Source organism: Mesorhizobium sp. M1A.F.Ca.IN.020.06.1.1, from assembly GCF_004023265.1.
GTDB lineage: Bacteria > Pseudomonadota > Alphaproteobacteria > Rhizobiales > Rhizobiaceae > Mesorhizobium.
On sequence record NZ_RZSR01000061.1, the window covers coordinates 1 to 11,844 of the forward strand.

Genomic DNA, 11,844 nt, shown 5'->3' on the forward strand with positions numbered 1-11,844 from the left:
GTCTATGGGAGGCTCGACGCCGAGGCGACTGTCATCCGCGAGCCCGGCCAACTGATCTTCCAGCACAAGCGCATCGAAGGCTTCTGGCTGGCCGAATGGATGCGGCAGTTCCGCGACCGGCTCGGCCCGGCGGTGCTGGAGGCACAGAAGAGATTTTCCGACGGGCGCTGGTCGACGGATGTGACAGCGGTGGTGCCGCTGGACGAGGCGATGGCCAGGCTGTCGGACGAGCTGGCCAAGCCGAACGGCAAGGTGTTTGTTAAGCCCTGATCAAAATAACTCGAGGTCGCGTCTATGAGGCTACGGTGGTTTGTCGGATTCGTCCTGGTGTCAATGGCAGGTACATTTAGTGCCGAGGCCGCCGACAAGTTCCCGCCCATTTGGCGCAAGTCGATGACCAATGATCCGGGTACGAACTATTTTCTCAATAAATATTCGGCCTCTTTGAATGATCCAGCATCGACCGCAATTAGAAATATCATGCTGGCGCGCGTCGTCGGCTCTGAATGCCAGTCATCGCGGCTCAGCAAGGCCAAGGTCAGGGCCTATCGCAATAGCATGCTCGGCTCGCTTTCGTCGGATGCGATGAAAGCGGCTGCATTCGCAGCCGGCAGCGAATTGCGCAACTTCGACTATGAAACGCTCGCGCATCTTTGTGCCGGCATCGATTATCAATTTGGGCCGAAAGGAGTGCTCATAGCGGGAGCCGTTTCGTCTGGCAAAGGCGAGCCAAGATATCCCTACGATCAGCGCAATCCATACATTCGGCTGCCCGATTTCACCGGCAAGTAGCTGAGCTGCCTGGCTCGTGCCTGCGCACTATTCCGCCGGCTCGACATTGGCATAGGCGGCTTGCTCGAGTTCGCGCTTCACGCGGGCTTCCTCATGCGCCTTGGGCGTGACGAAGCGGCCAAGCAAGAGATAGGCGACAGGGGTCAGGAAGAGCGTGGAGACGGTCGCCAGGCCAAGGCCGCCGACGATCACCCAACCGAGCGCCACGCGCGCCTCGGCGCCTGCGCCCGAAGCCAGCACCAGCGGCACGCCGCCGAGCACGGTGCAGATCATCGTCATCATCACCGGGCGAAGGCGAATGGTGGCAGCCTCTTCGATCGCCTCGCGCACGCCAAGCCCGCGGTCGCGCAGCTGGTTGGCAAACTCGACGATGAGGATGCCGTTCTTGGCCATGACGCCGACCAGCAGGACCAGGCCGATCTGGCTGTAGGCATTGAGACTGGTGCCCGACAAAAGCAGCGCGAAGATGGCGCAGGCGAGCCCGAGCGGCACTGTCGCCATGATGATGACGGCGCTGACGAAGCTCTCGAACTGGGCCGCCAGCACCAGAAGAATGATGACCAGCGCGAAACCGAAGATGGTCGCCATGGCGCTGTTGCTCTCGCCGAGTGTCGCCGCCTCGGCCAGCGGCACGATCCGCGCGTCCAACGGCAGCAGCGGTGTTGCGATCTCCTCGGCGCGGGTCAGCGCATCGCCGAGCGCGAAGCTGCCGCCGAGACTGGCGGTGATCGCCACCGACGGCTGCTGCTGCTCGCGAGTCAGGGACGGCGGCACGGCGCGCTCGGTCAGCGTGGCGATGGTCGACATCGGCACGAAGCGGCCGTCCGACGTTTTCAGGAAGATGTTTTCCAGATCCGTCGGATCGTTGATCGGATTGGTGGTCGAGACCAGCTTCACGCCATAGCTGCGGTCGGCGATGTAGACGTCGACGACATCGTTGCCGTCGAGCATCGCCTGCAGCGTGTCCGCAAGCCCGGTGATGTCGATGCCGAGGTCGGAGGCGCGCTCGCGGTCGATGGCAACGGCAAGCTGCGGCTGCGTAAGGTCGACGGAAAGTCGCGGTGATTGGAAGCGCGGATCCTGCCGCATTTCCTCGACGATCTGCACCGCCGCCGCGCTTAGCGCCTTGCGGTCGTTGCCGACCAGGGCGAATTGCAGGCCGCTGCCCGCGCCGCGGATGCGAAGGCTGTTGGGCTGAACCGGGAAAACGCGGACGCTTGGCACCTGCTTTGTCAGGCGGCTGATCTCGGCCATGATCTCCTGCTGGCTGCGCGTCCGCTCGGCCCACGGCGCCAGCGTCATCACCATGAAGCCGCTATTGTAGGCGCCGTTGTTGCCGGCATTCGCGAAGGTGCTGCGGATCTCGCCGGAATCGCGCAAAGGCTGGATCAGCCGCTCGATCTTGCGCATCTGCTCGGTCGTGTAGTCGAGGCTGACTCCTTGCGGCGCGTTGATGCGCAGCAAAACGACGGCGCGGTCTTCGGTCGGCGTCAGCTCCTGACGTATCGTGCCGAACAAAGTGAAGGCGGTGCCAGCGAAGAGCATAGCGACGAGCACTACGATCCAGGGGGCGCCGAGGCAGGCATGCAGGCAGCGCTTGTAGAGCCGATGCAATGCGCCGCCGATGCGAGCGCCCACGCCGCTGCCACCTTCGTGGTGAAGAGAGGCGCTGGTCAGCATGCGCGAGGCGAGCATCGGGCAGAGCGTCAGCGCCACGACGCAGGAGAGCAGTACCGACATCGCCAGCACGAAGCCGAACTCGCGAAAGAGCCCGCCGGTCTGTCCCGGCAGGAAGGAGATCGGCACGAAGACGGCGACCAGGGTCAGCGTCGTGGCAACGACGGCGAAGAAGACTTCCTGGGTGCCGAGCACGGCGGCCGCTCGCGGCCCCATGCCCTCGTTGCGGCGGCGCACGATATTTTCGAGCACGACGATGGCGTCGTCGACGACGAGGCCCGTCGCCAGAACCAGCGCCAGCAGCGTCAGGATGTTGATGGAAAAGCCGGCGAGGTAGATCGCGGCGATGGTGCCGATCATGGCGACCGGCATCGACAGGCCCGGGATCAGCGTCGCGCGCCAGTCGAGCAGGAAGGCGTAGATGACGATCAGCACGATCGAGACGGAAAGCGCGAGCGCGATCTCAACCTCGTGCACAGCGCCGTTGACGAAGACGGCATCGTCGCTGGTGACCTTGATCGACATGCCTTGCGGAAGGTTTGCCTGGAGCTTCTCCACGGCGGCCCTGACGCCGGTCGATATATCGAGCGTGTTCGATTCCGCCTGGCGGATGATGCCGAGGCCGATGCCGGTTTTGCCGTCGGAGCGCAATGAGGTCTGGCCGATGTCGGGGCCGAGCGTCACGGTGGCGACGTCGCGGATGCGCGTCGCGCCGCCGATGACGATGCTCTCGAATTCCTCCGGCGTGGTCACGTCGGCCGTCGTGCGCACGACGAGGTCCTGGTTGGTGGTGGTGATCGAGCCGGCCGGGGAATCGAAGGCGACGGAGGCGAGCGCCTTGCGCAAATCCGCCACGGTGAAGCCATGGCTTGCCAGCTTGTTCTGGTCGACATCGATGCGGAAGATCTTGTCGCGGCCGCCGGATACCTGGACGTCGGCGACTCCTGGAACGGCGGCGAGCTCGTCCTCGATGCGGTCCTGGACCAGCACCGTCATGTCCTGCACCGACATGGTGTCGGACGTGACCGCCAGCCGCATCACCGGGTCGGAATTGGCGTCGGCCTTGACGATGCGCGGCGCATCGGCGGTCTCGGGCAGTTGGTTGGTGATGCGGCTGACGGAATCGCGGACATCGGAGGCGGCTACATTGAGATCGACGCCGTCGCTGAACTCGATGGTGACGCGGCTCTGGCCGAAAGATGAAGTCGACGAGATCGACTTGACACCCGAGACGCGCGCGACGGCGCCCTCGATCGGGTCGGTCAACTCGCGGTCGACGGTTTCGGCGGCCGCGCCCTCGAAGGTGGTGTTGACGGTGATGACCGGGCGGTCGACATCCGGCAGTTCGCGGATTTCGACGCCCCAGAAGGCTGCGAGGCCGGCGACCGCGATCAGCGTATTGAGCACGAAGGCCATGACCGGCCTGCGGATGAAGAGCGCGGTCAGGCCCGATCCCGCGGTCTGGTCGCCGGCGGCGCTCATGAGCCTTCGGCCGCGGTGGCGCGGTCCTCGCCGGCGATCCGGACCTCGCCGCCTTCGCTGACACTCTCCGTGCCTTCGGTCACCACCATGTCGCCGCTCTCGACGGGAGCATCGATCAGCACCGTCTCGGTGTTGCGCTGGATGATGCGCACCGGCACGCGCTTTGCCTTGCCGTTTTCGACGGTCCAGATATAGGCGCCGTCGGTGCCCCACTGGATGCCCAGTGGGCTGACGGCCGGATAGGTGTCGCCGGGGAATATCATGGCGATCTGGAACGACATGCCGGCGCGCAGCGAATCCGCCGGGTTGGCGATCGTCGCCTTGACGAGCAGCGTGCGGCTGTTCTCGTCGATATGGTTGTCGATGGCCGAAACCGTGCCGGAATAGACCTGGTTGGGGTTGGCCAGCGGCGTGGCCGACAATCGCTGTCCGACCTTTACAGCGGCGGCAAAACGCTCCGGCACCCAGAAATCGACCAATATGCTCGAGCGGTCGTCAAGCGTGGCGATCGCCGACTGGCTGGTGACATAGTTGCCGGCGGCGATCGGCAGGATACCGACAGTGCCTTCGATAGGCGCGACGACAGAGCGGCGCTCGAGCGCGAGCTCGGCATCGCGCAGCGCCAGCTTGGCATTGGCGAGCGCCACCTCGGCATCCGCGACGGCAACTTGCGTGGCGGCATTGGAGGCTCGCAGCGACTTGACCCGATCGAGCTTCGCCTGGGCGTCGTCGAGCGCGACCTTGGCACGGTCGCGCGCAATCACTTCCGTCTCCGAATCGAGCCTGGCGATGACATCGCCTTTTTCGACATGGGTGCCGGACTGCACCGGCAGTTCGGTGAGGCGGCCGGAAGAGTATGGATTGACAGTGACTGTCGCATTGGCGCGGCCGGTCCCGATCGCCTGAAGCCTGTCGTTGATGGTGGCGGTGCCGGCAGGGGAGGCGACAATGGTCACGATCTGGCCGGCGCGATTGCGACCGGACCGGACAGAACCGCTCTCGATGCTTCCCGTGGCGGGGGGCGTCGCCGCAATCGCCCAGTCCATACCCCAGCGTGCCAATACCTCAGGCGCGCCGGGATAGAAGCGCGCCCAGGCGGCCGCAGCGGCAACCACGATCACCAGCGCAAGAACAATCTGTTTCCAGCTCGACATTGACACTCCAGCGGCAGAATCGTCCGCCGGTTCCAAGTGGAAGCAGGCTGAGCGACGATACGGCGTGAGAGCGATACCGGCCACGCCACATCATAATATCAGCGTTTTATGGCAATTATCACGCAAACGTGCACATTAAATCTCGGTAACGTGAAGCGGGATCATCGCTTCGGTCCCACCTTTTGCCGCAATTTGGGGGACGCCGGCCGCCATTCGGTCAAAGCAAAACCGAACGGAAGCCGTTGCCTGGAACTGCCTAGCGCAGGCTCTCCAGGTCGCGGATGCGCTTGGCGCCGGCGGCTTCGAGCTGCCTTGTAACCGCGCCGATTAGCGTTTCGGCGACGACAAAGAGGGCGGCGGATGAATCCCAGGCCGAAGGCACGGCGGTACGCCCGGCGATCACATGGCGGGCGAAGCGGGCGATCGGCGAGAGCCACTGATCGGTGAAGAGCACGATTTGGACGCCGCGCTGGTGCGCCTTTTCGGCAAAGCGGAGCAGACTTTCCTGGTAGCGCCTGATGTCGAAGATAACCAGCACGTCGCGCTTGCCCATGTCGATCAGCCGGTCGCGCCAGATGCTCTCCTGGCCGGCGAGGTGGTAGACGTCTGGCTGGATGATGGCTAGATGGGCTGCCATGTAGCGCGCCAGCGGATCGGTGAAGCGGCCGCCGATCAGAAAGGTCTTGCCGCGGCGCTCGGCAAGCCGTGCGGCAATGTCGGCCAACTGCTTGTCGGTAAGGTGCCGGAACGTCTCGCGCATGTTGTCGAGCGTCGCCTCCAGCATCGGCGAAACGGCGCCGCCATTGGCGGGCGACGCCGAGTTGAGCGTGCGAGAGGCCGGCGACTGCAATTGCGCGGCCAGTTCATCCTGCAGCGCCGACTGGAATTCGGGATAGTTCTGGAAACCTAACCTCGCGACGAAACGCAGAATCGTCGGTGAGGAGACTCCCGCCGCGGTCGAGAACTCGGCCACGGTCTTCAGCCCGGTCAGCGGATAGTTGGCAATCAGCGTCTGCGCGGCGCGGCGCTCGCCTGCCGGCATCGTGCCGATGCGGTCCGAAATCAGTTCGGCAATACTGGAGATCATCGTTTTCCCCACCCTTTGACCCGGTCGCCGCCGTTTTCGGAATTCCGCGTTTGACAAAGCCGCGTAAACTGTATGAAATCATTCACAGGGGCGCAATGAGGCAAATTACGTAACATAAGATACAGCGCTCCCGAGGGGACGGCAGTATGGAGAAAGCACGGCGCGCCAGCCTTGCACCGTCTGAGACCGTGAGGGTGACCAACCCCGGCGGCTCGAGCCCCTTCGTCCTCACCTGCGATCACGCCTCGAACTTCCTGCCCGCCGAATTCGGAACGCTCGGGCTGCCCGCCGAGGATCTCTCCCGGCATATCGCCTGGGATCCGGGCGCGCTGCCGGTCGCCAGCCGGATGGCCGACGCGCTCGACGCCACGCTGGTCGAAACCCGCATCTCGCGCCTGGTGATCGACTGCAACCGCCCGCTCGACGCGCCGGACCTCGTGCCGCCGGTCAGCGAGGCGACGGCCATTCCGGGCAATTCGAATCTCTCCGGCAAGCAGCGCGCGGAGCGGATCGATCTCGCGTGGCGTCCGTTCCACGACACGATCGCTGAGATCATCGAGCAGCGGCTGGCGCTCGGCCAGGAAACGCGCCTGGTGTCGGTGCACTCCTTCACGCCGGTCTATAAGGGCAGGACCCGTCCCTGGCATATCGGCATCATCCATGACGACGATCGCCGGCTCGCCGCGCCGCTGATATCGGCGCTCAAGCGGCTCTCCGGCGTCACCGTTGGCGTCAACGAACCCTATTCGCCGGCCGACCGCGTCTATTTCACGCTGGAACGGCACGCGCGCTCGCGCGGCCTTGCCTGCGCGATGATCGAAATCCGCAACGACGAGATCTCCGGCGAGACCGGGCAGCGGAAATGGGCGGATCTGCTCACAGGCATATTCTCGAATCTGGAGCCCGAGGAGGCCAGGGGCTCCCGACAACGCGCAATGGGAAAGTCAGTACAGTCGGCCAGCTAAGAAACCACAGGGGACTTCCAACATGGCAGCAAATGACTACACCGAAGTCGACAAGGCTGAGGACATACAAGTCCTCCACAGCATGGGCTATGCCCAGGAACTGGAGCGACGCCTCAGCCGCTTCTCGAATTTCGCGGTTTCCTTCTCCATCATCTGCATCCTGTCCGGCGGCATCAACTCGCTGGCGCAGGCGACCTCCGGCGCCGGCGGCATCGGCATCGGCATCGGCTGGTTGGTGGGCTGTTTCGTGTCGCTCACCTTCGCGGTCGCCATGTCGCAGATCAGCTCGGCCTATCCGACGGCCGGCGGCCTCTATCACTGGGGCTCGATCCTCGGCAATCGCGGCACCGGCTGGGTTACCGCCTGGCTCAACCTGCTTGGCCTGATCACCGTGCTCGGCGCCATCAATGTCGGCACCTGGACTTTCTTCGTCGGCGCTTTCGGGCCGACGCTGGGCATTGAAAACAACCTGACCACCCAGACGATCTTCCTGGTCATCATCACCGGCGCGCAGGCGCTAATCAACCATCTGGGCATCAAGTTGACGGCAAAGCTCACCGACTTTTCGGGCTATCTGATCTTCTTCGGCTCGATCCTGATCGCGGTGGTCTGCCTGCTCTCGGCCGAGACCTGGGACTTCAGCCGCCTCTTCACCTTCCACAACTACTCAGGCGATGCCGGAGGCGGCGTGTGGCCGCAGGTCTCGAACGCCTGGGTCTTCGCGCTTGGCCTCCTGCTGCCGATCTATACGATCACCGGCTATGACGCCTCGGCGCACACGTCGGAGGAAACCATCAAGGCGGCTTCTTCCGTGCCGCGCGCGATGGTCATGTCGGTCATCTGGTCGGCGCTGTTCGGCTACCTGTTCCTGGCTGCCTTCGTGCTGATGATCCCGAACATGGACGAGGCCGCCAAGCAGGGCTGGAACGTATTCTTCTGGGCCTTCGACCAGCGCGTCGGAACCGGACTGAAGGAGTTCGTCTATCTCGTCGTGTTCCTGGCACAGCTGCTGTGCGGCCTTGCCACCGTCACTTCGGCCTCGCGCATGATCTTCGCCTTCTCCCGTGACGGCGGCCTGCCGGGCTCGGCAGCGCTTTCCAAGGTCAGCCCGACCTATCGCACGCCCGTGGCGGCGATCTGGACAGCCTCGATCCTGTCGGTGCTGTTCGTGTGGGGCTCGTCGGTGGTCTCGGTCGCCGGCACCTCGGCCTACACGATCGTGGTGTCCTGCACCGTCATCTTCCTGTTCCTCTCCTTCACCGTGCCGATCGTGCTCGGCATGATGGCCTGGGGGACGCCGAAGTGGGACAAGATGGGGCCGTGGAACATGGGCCGCGGCATCTTCATGCTGTTCGGTCTGCTCTCGATCGTGTCGATGATCCTTATCTTCGTCATCGGCATCCAGCCGCCGAACGACTGGGCGCTCTACATCACCGTCGGCTTCTTCATCCTAACGGCGGTCGTCTGGTTCGCCTTCGAGCGCAACCGCTTCCAGGGGCCGCCGCTCGGCGACATCATCGCGGCGCGCCAGGCGGCGATCAAGGCGGCAGAGCAGGCGGTCGGCGAGACCGGCCACTGACATCGGACATCATGGCCCTGGCCGGCGTCACGCCGGCCAGGGCTTCGTTTCTCCCTTTCAATCGACAAGTGTTGGAGTGCCAAAGGAATGGCCGGGAATTTCTCGTTCGATCAGTTGAAGAAAGCGGTCTCGAACGGCGAGGTCGACACGGTGCTGGCCTGCATCGTCGACATGCAGGGCCGGCTCGCCGGGAAGCGCTTCCTGGCCCAGTATTTCGTCGATTCCGCGCATGGCGAGACGCATGGCTGCAACTATCTGCTGGCCTGCGACATCGATATGGAGCCGGTGCCGGGCTACAAGGCGGCGAGCTGGTCGAAGGGTTATGGCGACTTCGTCATGAAACCCGACCTGTCGACCCTTCGGCGCGTCCCATGGCTGGAGAAGACGGCGCTGGTCATCTGCGACGTGCTCGATCATCACGACCATGAGGACCTCGCGCATTCGCCGCGCGCGATCCTGAAGAAGCAGGTCAAGCGCCTGAGCGAGCGCGGCTATATCGGCTACTTCGCCTCCGAGCTCGAATTCTACCTGTTCAGCGAAACCTATGAATCGGCGCGCAGGAAGCACTGGCAAGGGCTCGACAGCGCTTCGCCCTATATCGGCGACTACCAGATCGGCATCACCACCAAGGAAGAAGGCGTCATGCGCCGGCTCCGCAACGAGATGGAGGCAGCCGGTATCCCGATCGAAAATTCCAAGGGCGAGTGGGGTCCGGGCCAGGAAGAGATCAATGTGCGCTATGCCGAAGCACTCGAGATGGCGGATCGCCACGTCATCCTGAAGAACGGCGCCAAGGAGATCGCCGATTCCGAAGGCAAGGCCATCTCCTTCATGGCCAAGTACAATTACGGGCTTGCCGGCAATTCCAGCCACATCCACAATTCGCTGTGGAGCGCCGACGGCGGGACGCCGCTGTTCTTCGACAAAAACGCCGAATGGACGCTGTCGAGCCTCGGCCAGCAATGGGCGGCCGGCCAGCTCAAATACGCCAAGGAGTTCACCTGGTTCCTGGCGCCGTACATCAACTCCTACAAGCGCTTCCAGGCCGGCACCTTCGCGCCGACCAAGATCATGTGGAGCGAGGACAACCGCACGGCGGGATTCCGGCTGTGCGGCGAGGGTACCAAGGGCATCCGCATGGAATGCCGCATCGGCGGCGCCGATCTCAACCCCTATCTCGCCTTCGCTGCGCTGATCGCGGCCGGTCTCGCCGGCATCGACGAGAAGCTGGAGCTGCAGAAGCCGTTTGTCGGCGACGCCTATCAGGCGTCGCAACTGCCGGAAATCCCGAAGACGCTGCGCGATGCCACCGAGACGCTGGAAGGCTCCACGATGCTGAAGCAGGCCTTCGGCGAGGAGGTGATCGAGCACTATGTCCACACCGCCCGCTGGGAGCAGTTCGAATACGACCGCCGCATCACGGATTGGGAACTGCACCGGGGGTTTGAACGCTACTAAAGCTGTAGTCGAACGTTGACTGAACCTAACTAAAGCTGTAGTCTTGGCTGGTTGAGTTCGGGAGCGTGAGAATGGGAAAGTATTCGCCTTTGCGTTCGTATCTTATGGCTCAAACCGGCGAGCGGGTTCCGATGTCGTTCAGCGACATCGAGAAGCTGCTTGGCGAAAAGCTACCGGCGTCCAAGCAGTATCCGGCTTGGTGGAGCAATAACCCCAGCAACAATCCAATGACAAAGGAGTGGCTGGCCGCGGGGTTCCAGACTGAGTCCGTCAATATAGCGGGCGAAAATCTGGTCTTTCGGCGCGTTCAGCCAGGTTCCGGCACTGCAAAGGGGTTCGGCGAATCGGCTCAGGCCGAGATCGGCGGGACACCGACACGGCACCCGATCTTCGGCTGCATGAAGGGAACGCTTACTATCCTCCCAGAGGTCGATCTGACGGAGCCTGTCGAGCAGGATTGGGGCAAGGTCTATGAAGACTGAGAACCTTCTGTTGGACACTTGCGCGGTCATCTGGATTTCGCAGGACGAACCGATAGCCGATGCGGCGACAACGGCTATCAGCAAGGCTCCTCAGTCCGGCACGCTGAACGTATCGGTCATGACGGCATGGGAGATGGGCATGCTGGTGTCGAAGGGCAGGTTGCCGTCCACGAAGACGCCCGACCGTTGGTTCGACGAGTTCGTTGAGGCGGCGGCCGTCACAGTGGAAGGGGTGACGCCACGTATTCTCATCGCGGCCTCCTACCTCCCAGGTGTCGTTCACAGCGATCCAATGGATCGAATTCTGATAGCGACCGCGCGGGAGCGCGATTTGACTATCGTAACCCGTGACAAGGCCATTTTGGCCTATGCCGCGCATGGTCATGTCAGAGCCATCGCCTGCTGAAAGAGTCAATTTGGAGACGTCTTCTTGGCTACCGTAAAACTTAAATCACCCATCGATGGCTCGATCTATGCCGAGCGGCCGGTCGCGACGGATCAGGCGATCAATGCGGCGGCAGAGCGCGCCAGGGCGGCGCAGGAGAAATGGGCCGAGACACCGGTTGCCGAGCGCGGCAAGTACATGCTGGCGATGCTGGAAGCGCTGGTCGGCATCAGCGACGAGATCGTGCCCGAGATCGCCTGGCAGATGGGGCGGCCGGTGCGCTATGGCGGCGAGTTTGGCGGCGTCAAGGAACGCACCAGCTACATGGTCGAGATCGCGGAAGCTGCGCTGAAGCCGATCATGGCCTCCAATCCGAAGGACGGCTTTCGCCGCTATGTCAAGAAGGTGCCGCTTGGCGTCGTGCTGGTGATCGCGCCGTGGAACTATCCTTATCTCACCGCGGTCAACACGATCGTGCCGGCGCTGATGGCCGGAAGCGCGGTCATCCTCAAGCATGCGGCGCAGACGCTGCTGGTCGGCGAGCGCTTCCAGCAGGCGTTCGACAAGGCGGGCCTGCCGAAAGGCCTGTTCCAGAATCTGGTCATGAACCACGACCAGACCGAAAGGCTGCTCGGCTCGGGCAAGATCGATCATGTCAACTTCACCGGCTCGGTTGCCGGCGGCCGCGCCATCGAGAAGGCCGCGGCCGGCACCTTCATGACGCTCGGCCTCGAGCTCGGCGGCAAGGATCCGGCCTATGTCCTTCCCGACGCCAAAATGGAC

At 63.4% G+C, this 11,844-nt stretch carries 10 protein-coding genes and 1 pseudogene; 8 read left to right on the forward strand and 3 right to left on the reverse strand.

All coding sequences use genetic code 11. The annotated features are described in order from the left end of the window. A pseudogene (locus EOA60_RS04965) lies at positions 1 to 270 on the forward strand (NADH oxidoreductase); the annotation flags it as partial. Positions 271 to 333: 63 nt separating this feature from the next. Beyond that, the gene (locus EOA60_RS04970) at positions 334 to 792 is read left to right on the forward strand and encodes a hypothetical protein (RefSeq protein ID WP_164748180.1); all 459 of its coding nucleotides are present in this window, start codon (positions 334 to 336) and stop codon (positions 790 to 792) included. Positions 793 to 819: 27 nt separating this feature from the next. Here the strand turns inward: EOA60_RS04970 and EOA60_RS04975 are convergent, their stop codons facing one another. The 3 genes from EOA60_RS04975 to EOA60_RS04985 form a co-directional block, all read right to left on the reverse strand. Continuing rightward, on the reverse strand, positions 820 to 3,951 hold the full coding sequence (locus tag EOA60_RS04975) for an efflux RND transporter permease subunit (RefSeq protein WP_128292974.1): 3,132 nt from the start codon (positions 3,949 to 3,951) through the stop codon (positions 820 to 822). Next, on the reverse strand, positions 3,948 to 5,105 hold the full coding sequence (locus tag EOA60_RS04980; RefSeq protein WP_095823440.1) for an efflux RND transporter periplasmic adaptor subunit: 1,158 nt from the start codon (positions 5,103 to 5,105) through the stop codon (positions 3,948 to 3,950). Before EOA60_RS04980 ends, EOA60_RS04975 begins: the two co-directional genes overlap by 4 nt. 256 nt (positions 5,106 to 5,361) lie before the next feature. Beyond that, positions 5,362 to 6,192 carry a MurR/RpiR family transcriptional regulator gene (locus EOA60_RS04985; protein ID WP_067002767.1) on the reverse strand — a complete coding sequence of 277 codons (831 nt, stop codon included), beginning with the start codon at positions 6,190 to 6,192 and terminating at the stop codon, positions 5,362 to 5,364. Positions 6,193 to 6,338: 146 nt separating this feature from the next. On the opposite strand from EOA60_RS04985, the gene EOA60_RS04990 reads away from it, so the two are divergent. The 6 genes from EOA60_RS04990 to EOA60_RS05015 form a co-directional block, all read left to right on the forward strand. Beyond that, entirely contained in the window at positions 6,339 to 7,157 is an 819-nt protein-coding gene (locus EOA60_RS04990) for an N-formylglutamate amidohydrolase (protein WP_067002583.1), read from the forward strand. A 22-nt stretch (positions 7,158 to 7,179) separates the two neighbouring features. Beyond that, on the forward strand, positions 7,180 to 8,736 hold the full coding sequence (locus EOA60_RS04995; protein WP_095800504.1) for an amino acid permease: 1,557 nt from the start codon (positions 7,180 to 7,182) through the stop codon (positions 8,734 to 8,736). 87 nt (positions 8,737 to 8,823) lie between these two features. Further along, positions 8,824 to 10,194: a glutamine synthetase family protein gene (locus EOA60_RS05000; protein WP_095778816.1), complete on the forward strand. Its 1,371-nt coding sequence runs from the start codon at positions 8,824 to 8,826 to the stop codon at positions 10,192 to 10,194. Positions 10,195 to 10,265: 71 nt separating this feature from the next. Further along, positions 10,266 to 10,676: a hypothetical protein gene (locus EOA60_RS05005; RefSeq protein WP_095823439.1), complete on the forward strand. Its 411-nt coding sequence runs from the start codon at positions 10,266 to 10,268 to the stop codon at positions 10,674 to 10,676. Then, complete coding sequence (locus EOA60_RS05010; RefSeq protein ID WP_095823438.1) at positions 10,666 to 11,082, forward strand: type II toxin-antitoxin system VapC family toxin; 417 nt, start codon at positions 10,666 to 10,668, stop codon at positions 11,080 to 11,082. Before EOA60_RS05005 ends, EOA60_RS05010 begins: the two co-directional genes overlap by 11 nt. A gap of 24 nt (positions 11,083 to 11,106) precedes the next feature. Next, positions 11,107 to 11,844 (forward strand): aldehyde dehydrogenase family protein (locus EOA60_RS05015; protein WP_128311113.1); only part of this gene is annotated, 738 nt, incomplete at its 3' end.